Source organism: Streptomyces sp. NPDC006624 (assembly GCF_040611555.1).
Classification (GTDB): Bacteria; Actinomycetota; Actinomycetes; order Streptomycetales; family Streptomycetaceae; genus Streptomyces.
In genome coordinates this window covers 166,043-186,270 of the sequence record NZ_JBEXOM010000008.1, presented here as the reverse complement: position 1 = coordinate 186,270, position 20,228 = coordinate 166,043, and the positions used below count along the sequence as shown (strand labels likewise).

The window sequence follows — 20,228 nt, the reverse complement described above, 5'->3', positions numbered from 1 at the left end:
GGTTCCCGAGATGCCTGCCGAAGCCGCCGAGTCTGTGTTCCCGCAGCTCGAAGCTCTGCTCCCGCATGTGCAGAAGCCGATCCAGTACGTCGGCGGAGAGCTCAACTCCACGGTCAAGGACTGGGACTCCTGCGACGTCCGCTGGGCGCTCATGTACCCGGACGCCTACGAGGTCGGTCTGCCCAACCAGGGCGTCATGATCCTCTACGAGGTGCTCAACGAGCAGCAGGGCGTGCTCGCCGAGCGCACCTACAGCGTGTGGCCGGACCTGGAGGAGCTGATGCGGGAGCACGGCGTCCCCCAGTTCACGGTCGACAGCCACCGGCCGGTGAAGGCGTTCGACGTGTTCGGGCTGTCCTTCTCCACCGAGCTCGGCTACACGAACATGCTGGCGGCCCTGGACCTGGCGGGCATTCCGCTGGAGTCCCGGGACCGGACGGTCGACGACCCGATCGTCCTGGCCGGCGGCCACGCCGCGTTCAACCCCGAGCCCATCGCGGACTTCATCGACGCCGCCGTGATCGGCGACGGCGAGCAGGCCGTGCTCGACATGACGCGGATCATCCGCGAGTGGAAGACGGAGGGCCGCCCCGGCGGCCGCGAGGAGGTCCTGTTCCGCCTGGCGAAGACGGGCGGCGTGTACATCCCGGCGTTCTACGACGTGGAGTACCTCCCCGACGGCCGCATCGCCCGCGTCGTCCCGAACCGGTCGGGCGTCCCGTGGCGCGTGTCCAAGCACACCGTGATGGACCTCGACGAGTGGCCCTACCCCAAGCAGCCCCTGGTGCCGCTGGCGGAGACGGTCCACGAGCGCATGTCCGTGGAGATCTTCCGCGGCTGCACCCGCGGCTGCCGCTTCTGCCAGGCCGGCATGATCACCCGCCCGGTCCGCGAGCGCTCCATCACCGGCATCGGTGACATGGTCGAGCAGGGCCTGAAGGCGACGGGCTTCGAGGAGGTCGGCCTGCTGTCGCTCTCCTCGGCTGACCACAGCGAGATCGGCGACATCGCCAAGGGCCTCGCGGACCGCTACGAGGACGACAAGATCGGCCTGTCGCTGCCCTCCACCCGCGTCGACGCCTTCAACATCGACCTGGCCAACGAGCTGACGCGCAACGGCCGCCGCTCCGGCCTGACCTTCGCCCCCGAGGGCGGCTCGGAGCGCATCCGCAAGGTCATCAACAAGATGGTCTCCGAGGACGACCTGATCCGCACGGTCGCCACCGCCTACGGCAACGGCTGGCGCCAGGTGAAGCTGTACTTCATGTGCGGCCTGCCGACCGAGACCGACGAGGACGTCCTGCAGATCGCCGACATGGCGACGAAGGTCATCGCCAAGGGCCGCGAGGTGTCCAAGTCCAACGACATCCGCTGCACGGTGTCCATCGGCGGCTTCGTCCCCAAGCCCCACACCCCCTTCCAGTGGGCGCCGCAGCTCTCCGCCGAGGAGACGGACGAGCGCCTGGCCAAGCTCCGCGACAAGATCCGCGGCGACAAGAGGTACGGCCGCTCGATCGGCTTCCGCTACCACGACGGCAAGCCCGGCATCGTCGAGGGCCTGCTCTCCCGCGGCGACCGCCGCATCGGCGCGGTCATCCGCGCGGTCTACGACGACGGCGGCCGCTTCGACGGCTGGCGCGAGCACTTCTCCTACGACCGCTGGATGCGCTGCGCCGACAAGGCGCTGGCCCCCTTCGGCGTGGACGTCGACTGGTACACCACCCGCGAGCGCACCTACGAGGAGGTCCTCCCCTGGGACCACCTCGACTCGGGCCTGGACAAGGACTGGCTCTGGGAGGACTGGCAGGACGCCCTCGACGAGACGGAGGTCGAGGACTGCCGCTGGACGCCGTGCTTCGACTGCGGGGTCTGTCCGCAGATGGACACCCACATCCAGATCGGCCCCACGGGCAAGAAGCTGCTGCCCCTGAGCGTGAAGAACGCGGCACCGGCGCCCGGCGGCCACTCTCACTGACGCCTCGGCGAAGCCTGCGGCCGACCATGCTGGGCCCCCTCCTGAGCGGAGGGGGCCCAGTGGTGTCTCCATCGGGGTGAGGCCGGGAGGTGAGTCGGCGGCCCTGCGGGGGACCCGCTCACCAGGCAGGGTCGGTGACGCTTCCCGCGGGGACCGGCCCGGCCAGGTTCCCTCGGTTCGGAATGTGTGCTGGGGGAGCCGTCCGGGAGGGGCGGTCTCAGTCGAGGCCGCCCTTCTCGCAGACTTGCCGGGCGACCTCCCGGAGTTTGACGTTGTTCTCCTGGGAGTACCGGCGCAGCACGTCGAAGGCCTGGTCCTCGGCGAGGTGGTGGCGGCCCATGAGGATGCCCATGGCCTCGCCGATGAGGTGCCGGGTGGCCATGGCCTGTTCCAGCTGGGAGTGGCTGCGGGCGCAGGAGAAGGCGACGGCCGCGTGCGAGGCCAGCAGCCAGCCGGCGGTCTCGCTCTCGTCGGTGAAGGCGCCGGGGCGGCGTGAGTAGAGGTTGAGCGCGCCGAGTTCCTCGTCCTCGGTGTACAGCAGGAATCCCATCATGCTGCCCACGCCGAGACCGTGGGCCCGGACCGCGTACATGGGCCAGCGGGCCTGCTCGTCGGTGAAGTCGGCGATGCGGAACACGCGCTCGTCGGTGCTGGGCCGGGCCGCGTCGAAGCAGGGGCCCTCACCGAGGTCCTCCTGGAGCCGGTCGCTGTCGACGACCAGGTCGTGGGTCGGGGCGAGCGTCTCCACGCGGGTGCCGTGCAGCAGGAGGATTCCGGCGGCGTCGCAGCCCGGCACCCGTTCGACGGCCGAGCGGGTGATGCGCGCCAGGGTGGATCCGACCGAGTCCTGGGCGAGCAGATCACGGGCCACGGAGGCCATCTGCTGTGCGAACGAGCGCCAGTCCACTGTCTTCCCTTCGGGTCGGTTCCCGGTCCGTGTTCCGAGCTCTTACCCCGCCGTGCCGCTCACGTGGCCGCACCTTGCGCCATCTATCGTTTCTCGATAGTTTTCCATCGTGGGTCGATCGAGGGAGTGGTGATGGGGAAACTCGCCGTGCTGGGCGTCGCGCTGGTGGTGCTCGTCCTGCGGATGCTGCTCGCGCAGGCCGTCGCACGGGACGTCGAGGCGAGCCGGATGCGGGCCGAGCTGGAAGAGGTCATCTGATGCCGATCGTCGTCGACATCGACGTGATGCTCGCCAGGCGCAAGATGTCCGTGGGCGAGCTCGCGGAACGCGTCGGCATCACCCCGGCCAACCTCGCGGTCCTCAAGAACGGCCGCGCCAAGGCGGTCCGCTTCTCCACCCTCGCCGCGCTCTGCGAGGCCCTGGAGTGCCAGCCGGGGGACCTGCTGCGCTGGGAGGCGGACGTTCCCGCCGAGCGGGTGGGCCCGTGACCGGGGACATCGGCATCCGTCCCGCCCGGCCCGGCGGCGACCTGGCGGCACTCCGGCCCCCGGGCGATCCCCGCGTACGCCCGCTGCGGCTTCCAGGAGCCGCACCGGCTGCTCCGGGCGCGCACCGCGCCGCGCCCTGACCCGAAAGGGATCGTCCGGTCCGGGATCCGGACGGCGTGCTCAGGCGTCTTCGACGGTATGGACCTGCAGAAACCGCCGCCCGCTGCCCCTGAGCCCCGGCCCGAGCCCCGGCCCGAGCCGCGGCAGCGCCCGGCTGGGCCGACCGTCCGGCGTGAGCCGGAAGCTCCCGAGGGATGCCTTGCCGTCGCGATCCGCCTGCCCGTGCGGATCGTCGTGCTCGTCCTGGTCGTCCCCGTGCGGATGGTGTGGGACGCGCTGGTCGTGGCCGGGCGGTTCCTGAACGACACGCTGCTGCGGCCGCTCGGCCGGGCGCTGCTGTGGCTCGGGCGCGCGGTGTTCGTCTGGCCGTTCGTCGGCTTGTGGCGGTACGTCCTCGTGCCGGCCGGCAGGGCCCTCGGATGGCTGGGCCACGTGCTCCTCGTGGTGCCCCTGGTCTGGCTGTACCGGCAGGTGCTGACACCGGCCGGACACGCGGTCATCCGGGCGGCGCGGGCCGTGGGCACCGCCCTGGCCTGGGTGTACGCGCGGCTGCTCACCCCCGTGGGCCACGCCCTGATGTGGGTCCTGAAGGGCCTGGGGGCCGTGCTCGCCGCGATCGGCACGGGCGTCTGGGCGGTCGCGGCCTGGCTCGTGACCCACCTGGTCGTCGTCCCCGCGGTGTGGCTGTACACCTGGGTGCTCGCCCCCGTCGGGCGCGCTCTCCTGTGGTGCGGCAAGGGGCTGCTGTGGCTGCTGCGCATGATCGTGACCGGCATCGGCACCGCTCTGTACTGGATCACCAGGATCCTGTTCGTGCTGCCCGCGCTCGCCCTGTGGCGCTGGGTCCTCGCACCGGCAGGACGTGTCCTGGCCGTCGTCGGCAGGGAGCTTTGGGACGCCTTCCGTCACGCCTGGCGGGTCGCCGGGCACCTCTCGCTCGCCGTCGGCCGCTTCCTCGGCACCCTCCTGCGGTGGATGTTCGTCGAACCGGTGCGGTGGGTCTACCGCAGGGTGCTCACCCCCGTCGGACACGCCGTGCGCGACAGCGTTCTGCGGCCCGCCGCCGAGGCCGCCCGCAGCGTCGGACGCGCCACCCGGCAGGCGCTCGCCGCGGCCCGGGAGTCCGCACGGCGGGCCCGCGCCGACTTCCGGCGGATGCTCCTCGGAGAGCCGGGGCAGGCCCTGCCGGCCGACCGGAGGGAACCTTCGGGCCGCGAGGCACGTAGTCTTGGTAGCAGTACGACCGCTCTCACGAAGGACTGAACGACACTGGGCAAGCGACAGCCCGAAGGCCCGCCGCCCGCACCCGCGGTGCAGCGCATCCGACTGCGCTACACCAAGCGCGGCCGCCTCCGGTTCACCAGCCACCGTGACTTCCAGCGCGCCTTCGAGCGTGCGTTGCGCCGTGCCGAGGTGCCGATGGCCTACTCGGCAGGCTTCACGCCGCACCCGAAGGTGTCGTACGCCAATGCCGCACCCACCGGCACGGGCAGTGAGGCGGAGTACCTGGAGATCGCGCTCACCGCGCCCCGCGACCCGGAGCAGCTCAGAGTCCTCCTCGACGCGTCGATGCCCACCGGGCTCGACATCGTCGAGGCGGTCGAGGCCCGTACCTCGGGGCTCGCCGACCGGCTGACGGCCTCCGTGTGGGAGCTGCGCCTGGACGGAGTGCCGCAGGAGGAGGCCCGCCGCGCGGCGGACGCCTTCATCGCGGCCGAGTCCGTCGAGGTGAAGCGCCTCGCGAAGAACGGCGTCCGCACGTTCGACGCCCGTTCGGCCGTCGTGAGCCTGGAGACGCGCGACATCCCGGAAACGCACAGTTCGCAGGCTGATAGGCCGAGCGACCAGCCCTGTGCGATACTGCGGCTGGTTGTTCGGCACGTGACGCCTGCCGTACGACCCGACGACGTCCTGTCCGGTCTCCGCGCCGTGGCCGACCTGGCGCCGCCGGTCCCCGCAGCGGTGACCAGGCTGGCGCAGGGGCTGTTCGATGAAGAGACCGGCACGGTGACCGACCCGCTCGCGCCCGACCGCGAGGCAGCACAGGCCCACTCAACGGCCGAACCGCCTGCCGCCGCGACGGCGCCGGCGTAAGGAAGGTTCCGCGTAGGGACGGACGTCGTAGCGCCGCCCTCGGACTCGGGAGCCACCTGGGTCGGGCAGCGCACCGACCAGAAGACTTTCGCCAGGCCGTACGCATTCGGCGTACGGAACCGGTGAGACAGGACACGGAAAGCTCCCGTGCGGCGCCCGCGCCCCGGACGGCGGCGACGCGCACAGCGCGAGCCGCGGACGTCACCGGCATCGCCGGACCAGGTGCGGCGCCCGGGAGCCTGACGGGAGAAAAGCCCGCATGCTCGAACCGACCGAACCCACAGAGTCCTCCACGGGCTCCGAACAGAACACCCCGAGCGACACCCTGCCGCCGCGCCGGCGGCGTCGTGCCGCATCCCGCCCGGCGGGGCCGCCCGCCGGTGGCCCCTCCGACGCGTCGGCCGAGACCGTCGCGCCGGCCATACCGGCCGCCGACCCCGAGGCCCTGACCGAAGCCGACCTCGAGGCCGTGGAGGCCGACGAGGCCGCCGTGGCGGAGACCGCCGCGCAGCCGGAGCCCGCCGAGGCCCCCGCCGCCGAGGAGGCGGCGCCCGCGGAGCGCAAGCGCCGCCGGGTGGTGCGCCGGGCCGCCGCGCCCGCCGGGTCCCCGGCGACCGCCGAGGTCGCCGAGACCGTGGTGCCGGCGAGTGCTCCCGCCGCCTCCGAGGAGCCGGAGGAGACCGAGGTCTCCGCGCCCGCCGCCGAGGTGTCCGAGGACGCCGCTCCCCGGCGCTCCCGCCGTCGCGCGACCCGCAGCGTCACCTCGCCCTCCGCCGCCGCCGCGGCTGAGGCGACCGAGGCGGTGGCCGCGCCGAGCGGCGCCGAGCCCGCCACGGACGAACCCGCCGAACCCGCCGAGGTCGCTGAAGCCGTCGAGGCTGCTCCCGCCGCCGACGACGCGGCTCCGCGCCGGACGCGCAGGCGTGCCTCCCGGCGTGCCTCCGCGCCCGCCGGCGCGCCCGCGGCCCCGGACGCGGCCGCCCCCGCGACGGACGAAGGCACCGACGCCGGTCCGTCCGTCTCCGCCGACGCGTCCGCCGAGGCCGGCGCCGGCTCGCCCGAGGAGGCGAAGGCACCTGTGACCGAGAACTCCCGCTCCAGCTCGCGCCGCACATCGAAGGCCAGGTCCAAGGCCGCGGCCGAGGCCGCCGAGCCCGCCGCCGCGGACACCGCTGCCGCCGCACCCGCCGCCGAGGCCCCCGCCGTGCCCGAGGCGCCGGCCGCCGCCGAGGCAGCGGCCGAAGCCGCTCCCGCCGCCGACGAGCCCGCCGAGGAGGCCGCTCCGCGGCGTCGCCGCCGGGTCGTCCGCCGGGCCGCCGGCGGATTCGCCGAGCCCGCCCAGCCCAAGCGGTCCGCCCGCGCCGCCGCCGGTGACGGCGAGAGCGACGCGCCCGCACGGCCCGCCCGCCCCGCGGTCGCGCTGTTCCAGCCGCCCGTCTTCACCGAGCCCCAGTTCCAGACCCCGGAGCGGGCCGCCGCCGCGGCCGCCGCCGAGGCCGCCGAGGCCGAGGAGCCGGAGGAGTCCGCACAGGACACCCGGGCCACCCAGGACCGCCGGGACTCCCGTGACGAGCGGGACTCCCGTGACGACCGGGACGAGCAGTCCTCCGGGTCGCGCCGCCGGCGCCGCCGCCGCGGATCCGGCGACGACTCCGACGTCCAGGCCGCCGAGCCCGCCGCCGACGAGGTGGAGGAGCCCGACGAGTCCGCCGAGGACCAGGCCGAGGGCGACGACCAGGACGAGTCCGAGGGCACCGGCTCGCGCCGTCGCCGCCGCCGGGGCGGTCGCCGCCGCCGGCGTGGCGAGTCCGCCGACTACGACGACGGCGAGTCCATGGACGCCGAGACCGAGCAGGTCGCCGCCGCCCAGGCCGCGCAGGACGCCGAGGACACGGCCGAGCAGACCGAGGAGGACCAGGAGGACTCCGAGGGGTCCGCCGACCGGGACGAGTCGGCCGGTGGGGGCTCCAGCAGCAGCCGCCGTCGCCGTCGCCGCCGTCGCCGCGCCGGTGACAGCGGCGCCGAGCCCGAGTCCTCCGACGACGACCCGGAGCGCACGGTCGTCAAGGTCCGCGAGCCCCGCCCCAAGGCGGAGCCGTCCGACGAGGTGCAGTCCATCAAGGGCTCCACCCGCCTGGAGGCCAAGAAGCAGCGCCGCCGCGAAGGCCGCGAGCAGGGCCGCCGCCGCGTGCCGATCATCACCGAGGCCGAGTTCCTCGCCCGCCGCGAGGCCGTCGAGCGCGTGATGGTCGTCCGCCAGCACGGCGACCGTACGCAGATCGGCGTCCTCGAGGACGACGTGCTCGTCGAGCACTACGTCAACAAGGAGCAGGCGACCTCGTACGTCGGCAACGTCTACCTCGGCAAGGTGCAGAACGTGCTGCCGTCGATGGAGGCCGCCTTCATCGACATCGGCAAGGGCCGCAACGCCGTCCTGTACGCCGGTGAGGTCAACTTCGAGGCGCTCGGCATGGCCCACGGGCCGCGCCGCATCGAGTCCGCCCTGAAGTCCGGCCAGTCCGTGCTCGTCCAGGTGACGAAGGACCCCATCGGGCACAAGGGCGCCCGTCTCACCAGCCAGGTCTCCCTGCCGGGCCGCTACCTCGTGTACGTGCCCGAGGGCTCCATGACCGGCATCAGCCGCAAGCTGCCCGACACCGAGCGGTCCCGGCTGAAGACCATCCTCAAGAAGATCGTCCCCGAGGACGCGGGCGTCATCGTGCGCACCGCCGCCGAGGGCGCGAGCGAGGACGAGCTGCGCCGGGACGTCGAGCGGCTGCAGCAGCAGTGGGAGGACATCCAGAAGAAGGCCAAGAACGGCAACGCGCCGACGCTGCTGTACGGCGAGCCGGACATGACCGTCCGGGTCGTGCGCGACATCTTCAACGAGGACTTCTCCAAGGTCGTCGTCAGCGGCGACGAGGCCTGGTCGACCATCCACGGCTACGTCTCGCACGTGGCGCCCGACCTCGCCGAGCGGCTGCAGAGGTGGACCTCCGAGGTCGACGTCTTCGCCACGTACCGGATCGACGAGCAGCTCGCCAAGGCCCTGGACCGCAAGGTCTGGCTGCCCAGCGGCGGCTCGCTGGTGATCGACCGGACCGAGGCGATGGTCGTCGTCGACGTCAACACCGGCAAGTTCACCGGCCAGGGCGGCAACCTCGAGGAGACCGTCACCAGGAACAACCTGGAGGCGGCCGAGGAGATCGTCCGCCAGCTGCGGCTGCGCGACCTCGGCGGCATCATCGTCATCGACTTCATCGACATGGTGCTGGAGCAGAACCGGGACCTGGTGCTGCGGCGCCTGCTGGAGTGCCTGGGCCGGGACCGTACGAAGCACCAGGTCGCCGAGGTGACCTCGCTGGGCCTGGTGCAGATGACCCGCAAGCGGGTCGGCCAGGGCCTGCTGGAGTCCTTCTCCGAGACCTGCGTCCACTGCAACGGCCGCGGTGTCATCGTGCACATGGAGCAGCCGACGGCCCCCGGTGGCGGCGGCAAGCGCAAGAAGCGCGCCCGTGCCGGTGCCGCCGAGCAGCCGCACGTCCACGAGGCGGCCGTCGAGACCGCCGAGGAGGAGGCCGAGACCGAGGCCGAGGTCGTCGCCGAGGCCGCCGAGCCGATCGCGCTGCCCGAGCCGTCCTTCGAGCCCGACGAGGAGCTGTACAGCAGCGCCGCCGAGGCGGAGGCCGCCGCGACCCGCGGACGGACGCGGCGCCGGGCGAGCCGGCGGGCGTCCGCCCCGGCGGGTGCGCCGCGCGGTGAGACGGCGGAGCCGAAGGCCGAGCGGGGCCGGGACCGGTCCAGGCCCGGCAAGGACCAGGCCGAGCAGGCCGAGGTGCCGACGGCTCAGGACGTGACCGCCGCCGAGGAGGTGGCCCGCCCGGTGCAGCCGGAGCCGGCCGCCGAGGCGCACGCCGAGCCGATGGCCGTGGAGGACCCCGTCGTCGAGGCCGCTGCCGCCGCTGCGGAGGCCCCGGCCGCCGAAGCCCCGGCCGCCGAGGAGGCCGCGCCCAAGGGCCGTGGCCGTCGCCGGGTGACCCGCAAGGTGACCGCGCCGGCCGGTTCCCCCGCCGGTGCCGAGGCGGCCGTGGTGACGGTCGCGGAGACCGCCCCCGCGCCGGCCGAGCAGGCTCCGGCCGAGCAGGCTCCCGCCGGGCAGGCAGCGGCCGAGGAGGCCGAGGCGCCCGCCGAGAGCGCCGCCCCGGCCCGTCCGCGGCGCCGCGCCGTGCGCAAGGCCACCGCGCCCACCGCGTCCGAGGACACGGCCGTCGTGGTCGTGCCGTCGGCCGCCGCGGAGCCGCAGGACGAGGCCCCGGTCGCCGGGGAAGGCCGGGCCGCCGAGGAGGGCGAGGCCGCCGAGGAGCAGGCCCCGGCCAAGAAGACGGCCCGCAAGACGGCCAAGAAGGCCACGGCGAAGAAGGCCGCCACCAAGAAGACCGCGGCGAAGAAGACCGCGGCCAAGAAGACGACGGCCAAGAAGGCGGCGAAGACCACCAAGTCGGCCGCCAAGAAGACCACGTCGAAGAAGACCGCGGCGGCGGAGCAGTCGCTCTCCTCCGTCTCGGCCTCCGCCGACGAGGGCTGACCCGTACGACGCCTGCCGGGGCGTGCGCGTGCGCGCGTGCGCCCCGGAGCGCGGCCGGAGTGACCGGACGCACAGGCGGGGGGCCCGGCTCGGTTTGACCCTCTCGGTCGCGGCCCCGTAACCTTGACCGTCGGCGTGTCGACTGACACGTCACATCCCCGTAAACCTCATCCTCCGGGCGCCGGGCGCCCAGGAGAGGCCGCCCGCTGTGCGGGTGGCTGGCCTGCGGGGGTGCCGTTTCCCGAGCGAGAGAGTGAGTTCCGCGTGTACGCCATCGTGCGCAGCGGTGGTCGCCAGCACAAGGTTGCTGTCGGCGACATCGTTGAGGTTGACAAGATTTCCACTGCCAAGGTTGGCGACACGGTCGAGCTCTCGACCCTGCTCGTTGTCGACGGCGAGGCCGTGACCAGCGACCCGTGGGTGCTGGCCGGCATCAAGGTCCAGGCCGAGGTCGTGGACCACCACAAGGGCCAGAAGATCGACATTCTGCGCTACAAGAACAAGACCGGTTACCGTCGTCGGCAGGGCCACCGCCAGCAGTACACGGCGATCAAGGTCACCGAGATCCCCACGGCTGCGAAGTAAGGGACTGAGGAGAAATGGCACACAAGAAGGGCGCATCGTCCACCCGGAACGGTCGCGACTCCAATGCCCAGCGGCTCGGCGTGAAGCGCTTCGGCGGTCAGGTCGTCAACGCTGGTGAGATCCTGGTCCGTCAGCGCGGCACCCACTTCCACCCGGGCGCGGGCGTCGGCCGCGGCGGCGACGACACGCTGTTCGCCCTGCAGGCCGGTTCGGTGCAGTTCGGCACCCACCGTGGCCGCAAGGTCGTGAACATCGTTCCGGTCGCCTGATCGGACACTCTCGCGAGGCGGACCTCACTTCCCGTTGCGGGAAGGCGGGTCCGCCTTTCGCTTGTTGAACAAGTAAATCTCGTACGTACTTCTGGAGGCACCCACCATGACCACCTTCGTGGACCGCGTCGAGCTGCATGTCGCCGCGGGTAACGGAGGCCACGGCTGTGCCTCCGTCCACCGTGAGAAGTTCAAGCCGCTCGGCGGCCCGGACGGCGGCAACGGCGGTCGCGGCGGGGATGTGATCCTCACCGTCGACCAGTCCGTCACCACGCTGCTGGACTACCACCACTCCCCGCACCGCAAGGCCACCAACGGCAAGCCCGGCGAGGGCGGCAACCGTTCCGGCAAGGACGGCCAGGACATGGTCCTGCCGGTGCCGGACGGCACGGTCGTGCTGGACAAGGCGGGCAACGTCCTCGCGGACCTGGTCGGGCACGGCACCTCCTACGTCGCCGCGCAGGGCGGCCGGGGCGGGCTCGGCAACGCGGCCCTGGCCTCCGCCCGGCGCAAGGCGCCCGGTTTCGCGCTGCTCGGCGAGCCGGGGGACGTGCAGGAGATCGTCCTGGAGCTGAAGACGGTCGCCGACGTGGCGCTCGTCGGCTACCCGAGCGCCGGCAAGTCGTCGCTGATCTCGGTGCTCAGCGCCGCCAAGCCGAAGATCGCCGACTACCCGTTCACCACGCTCGTGCCGAACCTCGGTGTCGTCACGGCCGGTTCGACGGTCTACACGATCGCCGACGTGCCCGGGCTGATCCCGGGCGCCAGCCAGGGCAGGGGCCTGGGCCTGGAGTTCCTGCGGCACGTGGAGCGGTGCAGCGTGCTGGTGCACGTGCTGGACACCGCGACGCTGGAGTCCGAGCGCGACCCGGTCTCCGACCTCGACGTCATCGAGGAGGAGCTGCGGCAGTACGGCGGGCTGGACAACCGGCCGCGCATCGTCGTGCTGAACAAGATCGACGTACCGGACGGCAAGGACCTGGCCGAGATGGTGCGGCCCGACCTGGAGGCGCGCGGCTACCGCGTGTTCGAGGTGTCGGCGGTGGCGCACATGGGGCTGAAGGAACTGTCGTACGCGCTCGCGGAGCTCGTGGCGCAGTTCCGGGCGGCCAAGCCGAAGGAAGAGGCCACGCGGATCGTGATCCGGCCCAAGGCCGTGGACGACACGGGCTTCACCGTGACGCGCGAGGCCGACGGCCTGTTCCGGGTGCGCGGCGAGAAGCCCGAGCGCTGGGTGCGCCAGACCGACTTCAACAACGACGAGGCCGTCGGCTACCTCGCGGACCGGCTCAACCGTCTCGGTGTCGAGCAGGAACTGATGAAGGCGGGTGCCCGGGGTGGCGACGGTGTCGCCATCGGCCCCGAGGACAACGCGGTCGTCTTCGACTGGGAGCCGTCCATGACGGCCGGGGCGGAGATGCTGGGCCGGCGCGGTGAGGACCACCGGCTCGAGGGGGAGCGGCCGGCCGCGCAGCGCCGCAAGGACCGGCAGGCCGAGCGGGACGAGGCGCAGCGCGCGTTCGACGATTTCGAGCCCTTCTGAGCCTCCTCGGGTGAACGGGGAGCATACGCACGGCGGACTCGGGGGCAACCAAGTCGTCGTCCGGTGAGTCGTACGGGGCGGTGCGGAGCGGATCTTGGTCCGCTCCGCACGGCAACTGCCCAGCGGATCACCGGAGTTCACGTGCCCCAGTCCATGAGCAAGCGCAGGCTCGGCCGGACGGCGGCGGCTGCCGTCGCCGTCGTGGCGGCGGTCACCACCCCGATGGCCGCGCACGCCGCGCCCGCCGCCGGGTCCACCACGGCGAAGCTCCACGACGATTTCAACGGCGACGGCTACCGCGACCTCGCGGTGGCCGCCCCGAGCGCGACCGTCGACGGCAGGAAGGGCGCCGGCTACGTCGCCGTCGTCTACGGCTCCGAGAACGGGCTGAACGTCACGACACGGCAGGTCCTCACCCAGAGCACGGCCTCGGTGCCCGGCAGTCCCGAGACGGACGACGCCTTCGGCAGCGCGCTGACCACCGCCGACCTCGACCGGGACGGATTCGCGGACCTGGTCGTCGGCGTGGGCCGCGAGGACACCGCCGAAGGCGGCGCGGAGTCCGGCCTGGTCGAGGTGGTGTGGGGCGGCCCGAAGGGGCTGACCGGCGGTGCCGTCCTGGCCACCGGCAAGGCCTACGACGGGCTCGGCGGCCAGGGGCGCCTGACCGTGGGCGATGTGAACGGCGACGGTGCCGAGGACCTGGTGACCGTCGAGAACCAGTTCGACCTGCGGGTGCTGAACGGCCCGTTCCGCCGGGACGGCGCCACGGACGGCGGCGAGCAGATCGTGCGGGACGAGTTCGACAGCCGCGTCCTCGACCTGGCCGCCGGTGACGTCAACGGCGACGGCATCACCGACGTCGCCGCCACCGAGAACGACGGCGACGAGTTCGACGCCCGCCGGGTCGTGTACTGGCCGGGCGGCAGGCAGGGGCTCTCCCCGTACGTCACCGTGCGGGGCGGCGACGGCCACCGGCTCCAGGGCGGCGAGAACCTCGACCTCGGGGACATCGACGGGGACGGCTACGACGACATCGTGGTCGGCCGGGCCGTCGACGGGTACGACAGCGACCTCGACACCCCCGCGGCCAGGGGCGGCCGGGTCACCTGGATCCCGGGCGGCGCGGACGGCCCCGACGGCCCTGCGGCCGTGCACCTCAACCAGGACAGCCCCGGCGTGCCCGGTTCCGCCGAGGCGGGCGACGGCTTCGGCACGGACGTGCGGATCGCCGACGCCGACGGTGACGGCCACCCGGACGTGGTGACCGGCTTGCCCGGCGAGGACCTGGGCAGCGTCCCGGCGGCCGGTGCCGTGGTCCTGCTGCACGGCACCGCGAGCGGGCTCACCGGGACCGGCGCCCGGGCGGTCACGCAGGACCCGCCCGACGTGCCGGGCGCCGCCGAGCAGAACGACGCCTTCGGCAGGGCCGTCCACCTCGCCGACGCGAACGGGGACGGCCTGGCCGACCTCGCCGCCGGTGCCCCGGGGGAGAACTCCGGCGCCGGGTTCGTCTGGTCCTTCAGGTCCGGCCCCACGACCGTCGTGAGCCCCAACGGCACCACGGCCTTCGGCAACACGCTCCTCGGCACGACGGCCACGGGTGCCCGGCTCGGCACCGGCTTCGCTCACTGATCAGCCGTCAGACCCGCCCCGGCAAAGGCTTGTTCCGACGCTGGCGGCAGGTCTCTCTTTGTCTGCTTAGTTGTCATGTACGTGAACCCCGGCGTTCAGCGGGCGGACCGCCCGCGAGCGTGAAGCTTCCCCGTGTCCATGTGGCCAGCGAGGTAAGGGAGTTTGCCGATGACCGCAGCAGCATCCCCCGGACGACGCCGCTTTCTGACCGCCGGCGCCGCGGTGCTCGGCGCCGCCGCCTCCGCCCAGTTGTGGCTCCCGGCCGCAGCGCACGCGACCGGGACGACGCTGCCCGACGGCGTGTTCAGCCTGGGTGTGGCCTCGGGCGACCCGCTGCCCGACGGCATCGTGCTGTGGACCAGGCTCGCCCCCGACCCGCTCCAGGGCGGCGGCATGCCCGAGCAGGTGGTGCCCGTGGAGTGGCAGGTCGCGCGGGACCACCGGTTCAGAAGTCTCGTCCGCCGCGGCACCGCCCAGGCCAGGCCCGAGTACGGGCACAGCGTTCACGTGGACGTACGGGGACTGCACCCGGACCGCACCTACTGGTACCGCTTCCGCGCCGGCGGGCAGCTCTCGCCCGTCGGCCGCACCCGCACCGCGCCCCACCCCCACAGCTCCGGCGGCTCGCTGCGGATAGCCCTCGCCTCCTGCCAGAACTGGCAGCACGGCTACTTCACGCCATACGCCGACATGCTCGACCAGGACCCCGACGTCGTGGTGTTCGTCGGCGACTACATCTACGAGTCCACGCCCTCGGCGACGGCCCTGCGGCGGCACGAGGGCACCGGCGAGCCGGTCGGCCTCGTCCAGTACCGCAACCGGTACGCCCAGTACCGCACCGACCCCGACCTCGCGGCGATGCACGCCGGCGCGCCGTTCGTGGTGAGCTTCGACGACCACGAGGTGGACAACGACTTCGCCGGCGAGATCCCGCAGGACCCCGGCAAGCAGCCGCACGACGCGTTCGTGGCGCGGCTCACCGCGGCGTACCAGGCGTACTACGAGCACATGCCGGTCCGCGCCACGGCCGTCCCCACGGGTCCGCACATCCGGATGCACCGCCGTCTGGAGTTCGGCCGCCTGGCGCGGCTCAACGTCCTGGACACCCGGCAGTACCGCAGCGACCAGGCCACCAGTCAGGAAGGCGCCCAGGACCCGTCGCTGACCATGCTGGGCGCGCAGCAGAAGCAGTGGCTGCTCGACGGGCTGCGCCGCTCGCCCGCCCGCTGGAACCTCATCGCCTCGCAGATCATGATGGCCGAGACGGACCTCAAGGTCGGCGAGGGCAAGCTCTGGTTCTACGACGCCTGGGACGGCTACCAGGCCGAACGCAACCAGCTCCTGCGGGAGTTCAAGCAGGTCCGCAACCCCGTCGTGCTCTCCGGCGACCGGCACCTGACGATGATCAGCGACCTCAAGGAGGACTACGCCGACCCCGGCTCCGCGGTCGTCGGCGCCGAGTTCGTCGGCACCTCCATCTCCAGCAACGGCGACCAGGACCAGGAGGCCTTCCGCAGGGAGTGGGACCCGCGCCGCCCGGACAACCCGCACTGGAAGCTGCTCGACGCGCACCGCGGCTACCACCTCCTCGACGTCCGCCGCTCCGGCATCGACGCGCAGGTGCGCGTGGTCGACACCGTCCGGCAGCCGGCCGCCACCCCGAGCACGCTGGCCCGGCTGCGGGTCGAGGCCGGCCGGCCGGGCGTGGAGGTCGTCTGACCGTCAGGAACCCACCGGAGCCCGGGACCGTTCGCGGTCCCGGGCTCCTCGGGTTGTGCGCGCGGCCCGGCGACTGGTTACCGCTGCCCGCTCCGTAACCGATAGGCTGCGGAATCTTGATCCGGAACTCAGCGATCCGGAACTCCTTGTGGAGTTACTCACAGCAAATTCCGAGACGTGCGCGCCGATCGGTGGAACCGTCTCGCCAATCACCAGCGCTCGCAGGTGAATGACAGGTTGCGCGCACATATGCGGTGGAGGGCGCTCACCTTGCACTGCGGTAACCACAAGTGGGACCATTTCAAGGTTCCCTGTCGCCCCAAGGTAGGTCCTCTGTGTCCCAGCACATAGCCAAGCCCCGTACCACCGCAGTGATCCTGGCCGGTGGCACCGGTCAGCGGGTGGGTCTGTCGATCCCCAAGCAGCTGCTGAAGATCGCCGGCAAGGCAGTCATCGAGCACACCCTGACCACCTTCGAGAACGCCGACTCGATCGACGACGTCATCGTGCTGATGGCGCAGGGCTACGTCCCCGACATCGAGAAGATCGTCGCCAAGGCCGGCTTCAAGAAGGTCTCGAAGGTCATCGAGGGCGGCTCCACGCGGAACGAGACCACCGAGCGCGCCATCGCCGCCCTGGGCGAGGGCCTCGCCGAGGGCGAGGACCTCAACGTCCTCTTCCACGACGCCGTCCGCCCGCTGCTCTCGCAGCGCGTCATCGACGACTGCGTCGCCGCGCTGCAGCGCTACCAGGCCGTCGACGTGGCCATCCCCTCCGCGGACACCATCATCGTCACGCGCACGCACGGCGAGGACGGCGAGTTCATCACCGAGATCCCGGACCGCTCCCGGCTGCGCCGCGGCCAGACGCCGCAGGCCTTCAAGCTGTCCACGATCAAGCGGGCCTACGAGGTCGCCGCCGGCGACCCCAACTTCCAGGCCACCGACGACTGCTCGGTCGTGCTCAAGTACCTGCCGGACGTGCCGATCCACGTCGTCGCGGGTGACGAGTACAACATGAAGGTCACCCAGCCCGTCGACGTCTTCATCGCCGACAAGCTCTTCCAGCTGGCCTCCGCGGCCGCCCCCGAGCAGGTGAGCGAGGAGGCCTACCGCCGGCTGCTGACCGGCAAGACGGTCGTCGTCTTCGGCGGTTCCTACGGCATCGGCAAGGACATCGCCGAACTCGCCGGGTCCTACGGCGCGAAGGTCTACGCCCTCGGCCGCTCCACCACCGGCACCCACGTGGAGAACCCGGAGGAGGTCGACGACGCCCTGTCCAAGGCGTACGCCGAGACCGGCCGCATCGACTACGTGGTCAACACCGCGGGCGTGCTGCGCATAGGCAAGCTCGCCGAGACCGACAACGCCACCATCGAGGAGGCGCTGAAGGTCAACTACCTGGCCCCGGTGCAGATCGCCCGCTCCTCGTACAAGTACCTGTCCGAGACCAAGGGCCAGTTGCTCCTGTACACCTCCAGCAGCTACACCCGCGGCCGCGCCGAGTACAGCCTGTACTCCTCGACCAAGGCCGCCATGGTGAACCTCACCCAGGCCCTGTCCGACGAGTGGGCCGGCGACGGTGTGCGCGTGAACTGCATCAACCCCGAGCGCACCGCCACCCCGATGCGCACCAAGGCGTTCGGCCAGGAGCCCGCCGGTTCCCTGCTGTCCTCCGAGGCCGTGGCCCGCACCTCCCTCGACGTGCTGCTGTCCGAGCTGACCGGGCACGTCATCGACGTCCGCCAGCAGGACCCGACGGCCGGCGCGGCCCGCGCGTCCGGTTTCGAGCAGGCGCTGGCCTCGGTGCTGGACCGTCAGGACGGCGTGTAATAATTGGCGCCAATTAGACTTCAGTAATTCAGGCCTCTGCGCCCTCCTGTTAACGAAGCCGGTAACAGGAGTGTTCGCAGGGGCCTGAATCCGTACCCCTCGGAAAATTCACAGACCAGCCGCATTCTTGAACAAGACCGGCACACCCCTCTCAAGAGCAGGTTCCTCCGTGATATCCACCGCTATTCGCGTCGCCCGGGTGGGCAGCGCGGCCGAGCTGGCCGCGGCGGTCCTCATGGTGGCGGGCTTCCCCGCCCTCATGCTGGCCGCGCTCGTCCCGAGCGTCCCCGCCTTCGCGGCAGCGGCCGCCGTGACGTACCTGGCGGACCACTATCTGCACCGCAAGGGCAGCTACCTGATCAACCGCCTCGGCAAGGTCCGGGCCGGCCTGTCGATCCGCTTCCTGATCCGGCAGCTGCTGCTCATCCTGCTGCTGGCCCGGCTGTCCCTCGCGGACAACCTGATCTACTACGGGGCGATCGCCTGCTTCATCGCCTTCTACGGTCTGCAGGCCCCGCACGGCGCGCTGGTCCAGCTGATCCGCAACCGCCGCCGCCTGCCGGTCGCCACGCGCAACATCGACCTGAAGTCCCGCATCCGCATCCCGGACGCCCCGCCGCGCCGGCTGATGCACCGCTCCGCCGAGAAGATGCTGCACCTGGACCTCGCGGCGGTGGCCGGGATCCTGGTCGCCGCGCAGGTCGAGTCGGCGCTGATCGGCTTCGTCGGCATCGGTGTCACGGTCGCCCTCGGCATCCTGTACGTCCTGGTGCTCGTGCCGTACGTGCGCGGCCGGAAGACCCCGCCGAACGCCGAGAAGGTGCTGGCCGCCGTCGACGACTGGCTGCGCGAGTACCAGCCGGAGACGGTCCTGTACTTCTCCGGTTCCAAGGACTCCGCCTACCAGGTCAACATGTGGCTGGACACCATGGAGAACCTGGACTCCAGGCCGCTGATCATCCTGCGCGAGCGCGCCATCCTGAAGAACCTGGCGCCGACCACGGTCCCCGTCATCTGCGTGCCCGGAGGGGTGCACCTGATGAACCTGGACCTGTCCACGGTGCGGGTCGCGCTCTACGCGGCGAACGTCGGCAAGAACATCCACCTGCTGCGCGTGCCCACCATGAAGCACGTCTTCATCGGCCACGGCGACAGCGACAAGCTCGCCAGCGTCAACCCGTTCAGCAAGGTCTACGACGAGGTCTGGACGGCCGGCCGCGCGGGCCGCGACCGCTACGCCATCGCCGACGTCGGCGTCCGCGACGAGGACATCGTCGAGGTCGGCCGCCCGCAGCTCGCCCCCATCCAGACCTGGCAGGGCGTGCCCGCAGGCCCCCGCGGCGAAGCCGCCGACGGACACTGCCCGACCGTGCTCTACGCCCCCACCTGGGAGGGCTGGGACGGCAACCCGGGCAACACCTCGCTGGTGCTGGCCGGCGAGAACATCGTCAAGAAGCTGGTCTCGGCCGACCCGCCGGTGCGGGTGCTGTACAAGCCGCACCCCTTCACCGGCACCGTCAGCAAGGAGGCCGGCGCCGCGCACCAGCGGATCACCGCCCTGGTCGAGAAGGCCGCCGCCGAGCGCGCCATGAACCCGCGGTTCGTCGCCGACACCGCCGCCCAGGCGCAGGCCAAGGACGAGCTGCAGCGGATCGAGGCCCGGCTGGCGCAGCTGACCGGCTCCGGCGGCGACCGCGGTGACGAGGCCGAGGCCACCCGTGACGGGCTGGTCGACGTCGCCCGGCACGAGGAGATCGCCCGGCTGCGCACCGAGTGGAACGACGCCTACTGGCGGGCCTTCCCGTCCTGGGAGCACCGCGTCATCACCGGCCCCGAGCCGCGTCTGTACGACTGCTTCAACGTCTCCGACGCGATGGTGTCCGACATCTCCAGCGTGGTCTCCGACTTCATCGCCAGCGGCAAGCCGTACGCGGTCACGGACTCCGCCGAGGTGGGTGCCGAGGAGTTCAAGCGGAACAACACGGCGGTGCGTGCCGCGGTGATCCTCTCCAACAGCGCCGCCGAGCTGGGCGAGCTGCTGGACGCCGTACGCGACCCGGCCGCGGACCCGCTGGCCGAGGACCGCAAGGAGCTCAAGCAGTACCTGCTGGGCCCGGACGAGCCCGCCTCCATCGAGCAGTTCAACACCGCGGTCGCGAACCTCGCGCTCAAGGCCGAGACGCGCAACGTCGGCCAGCAGTCGCGGGACGCGGCCGCCCTCGCGGAGGCCGAGGCGCAGACCGAGGCCGAGGCCGAGACCGAGCTGGCGAACGTCGTGCCCGGGCAGCGGCTGTCCACGGCCGGCGAGACGGACGGAGTCGGCACCGCCTGAACTGCCGTCCACAGCTGAGGGGTTCGGCCCCGGGGAGTTCTCCCCGGGGCCGAACCCTTTCCGTTTCGCGTTCCCTGTGCGTTCACCGTGTGACGTCCCCCACTAACACCGGTGGGTGAGGCAACCGCTTCCGGTGATCACCCG

Annotated in this window: 13 protein-coding genes and 1 pseudogene; 13 read left to right on the top strand and 1 reads right to left on the bottom strand. The window is 72.2% G+C overall.

The features are described 5' to 3' along the window. Nucleotides 1-10 precede the first annotated feature (10 nt). Nucleotides 11-1,975 carry a TIGR03960 family B12-binding radical SAM protein gene (locus ABZY20_RS17740; protein ID WP_356442445.1) on the top strand — a complete coding sequence of 655 codons (1,965 nt, stop codon included), beginning with the start codon at nucleotides 11-13 and terminating at the stop codon, nucleotides 1,973-1,975. Between the two features lie 217 nt (nucleotides 1,976-2,192). Here ABZY20_RS17740 and ABZY20_RS17735 read toward each other — a convergent pair whose 3' ends face one another. Then, a complete protein-coding gene (locus ABZY20_RS17735; RefSeq protein ID WP_356442444.1) occupies nucleotides 2,193-2,882 on the bottom strand; it encodes a GAF and ANTAR domain-containing protein in 690 nt (229 codons plus the stop codon). A gap of 126 nt (nucleotides 2,883-3,008) precedes the next feature. On the opposite strand from ABZY20_RS17735, the pseudogene ABZY20_RS17730 reads away from it, so the two are divergent. From ABZY20_RS17730 to ABZY20_RS17675, 12 genes and pseudogenes are all read left to right on the top strand, one after another. Further along, nucleotides 3,009-3,140, top strand: a pseudogene (locus tag ABZY20_RS17730) (DUF2975 domain-containing protein); the annotation flags it as partial. Then, the gene (locus ABZY20_RS17725) at nucleotides 3,140-3,370 is read left to right on the top strand and encodes a helix-turn-helix transcriptional regulator (RefSeq protein ID WP_356442443.1); all 231 of its coding nucleotides are present in this window, start codon (nucleotides 3,140-3,142) and stop codon (nucleotides 3,368-3,370) included. The pseudogene ABZY20_RS17730 and the gene ABZY20_RS17725, both read left to right, overlap by 1 nt. Nucleotides 3,371-3,568: 198 nt before the next feature. Next, entirely contained in the window at nucleotides 3,569-4,753 is a 1,185-nt protein-coding gene (locus ABZY20_RS17720; protein WP_356442442.1) for a hypothetical protein, read from the top strand. 48 nt (nucleotides 4,754-4,801) lie between these two features. Further along, entirely contained in the window at nucleotides 4,802-5,584 is a 783-nt protein-coding gene (locus tag ABZY20_RS17715) for a TIGR03936 family radical SAM-associated protein (protein WP_356442441.1), read from the top strand. Nucleotides 5,585-5,843: 259 nt separating this feature from the next. Further along, on the top strand, nucleotides 5,844-10,169 hold the full coding sequence (locus ABZY20_RS17710) for an Rne/Rng family ribonuclease (RefSeq protein WP_356442440.1): 4,326 nt from the start codon (nucleotides 5,844-5,846) through the stop codon (nucleotides 10,167-10,169). Between the two features lie 264 nt (nucleotides 10,170-10,433). Continuing rightward, on the top strand, nucleotides 10,434-10,754 hold the full coding sequence (gene rplU, locus ABZY20_RS17705; protein ID WP_345659671.1) for a 50S ribosomal protein L21: 321 nt from the start codon (nucleotides 10,434-10,436) through the stop codon (nucleotides 10,752-10,754). A 14-nt stretch (nucleotides 10,755-10,768) separates the two neighbouring features. Further along, nucleotides 10,769-11,023 (top strand): 50S ribosomal protein L27, encoded by a 255-nt coding sequence (rpmA, locus tag ABZY20_RS17700; protein WP_010041940.1) that lies wholly within the window; start codon nucleotides 10,769-10,771, stop codon nucleotides 11,021-11,023. 106 nt (nucleotides 11,024-11,129) lie between these two features. Further along, complete coding sequence (gene obgE, locus ABZY20_RS17695; RefSeq protein ID WP_356442439.1) at nucleotides 11,130-12,566, top strand: GTPase ObgE; 1,437 nt, start codon at nucleotides 11,130-11,132, stop codon at nucleotides 12,564-12,566. A gap of 153 nt (nucleotides 12,567-12,719) precedes the next feature. After that, nucleotides 12,720-14,201 carry an FG-GAP-like repeat-containing protein gene (locus ABZY20_RS17690; protein ID WP_356442438.1) on the top strand — a complete coding sequence of 494 codons (1,482 nt, stop codon included), beginning with the start codon at nucleotides 12,720-12,722 and terminating at the stop codon, nucleotides 14,199-14,201. A 168-nt stretch (nucleotides 14,202-14,369) separates the two neighbouring features. Next, nucleotides 14,370-15,920 (top strand): alkaline phosphatase D family protein, encoded by a 1,551-nt coding sequence (locus tag ABZY20_RS17685; RefSeq protein ID WP_356442437.1) that lies wholly within the window; start codon nucleotides 14,370-14,372, stop codon nucleotides 15,918-15,920. Nucleotides 15,921-16,255: 335 nt separating this feature from the next. Next, a complete protein-coding gene (locus tag ABZY20_RS17680; RefSeq protein WP_356442436.1) occupies nucleotides 16,256-17,752 on the top strand; it encodes a bifunctional cytidylyltransferase/SDR family oxidoreductase in 1,497 nt (498 codons plus the stop codon). A 199-nt stretch (nucleotides 17,753-17,951) separates the two neighbouring features. Continuing rightward, complete coding sequence (locus ABZY20_RS17675) at nucleotides 17,952-20,084, top strand: hypothetical protein (RefSeq protein ID WP_356442554.1); 2,133 nt, start codon at nucleotides 17,952-17,954, stop codon at nucleotides 20,082-20,084. Nucleotides 20,085-20,228 lie beyond the last annotated feature (144 nt).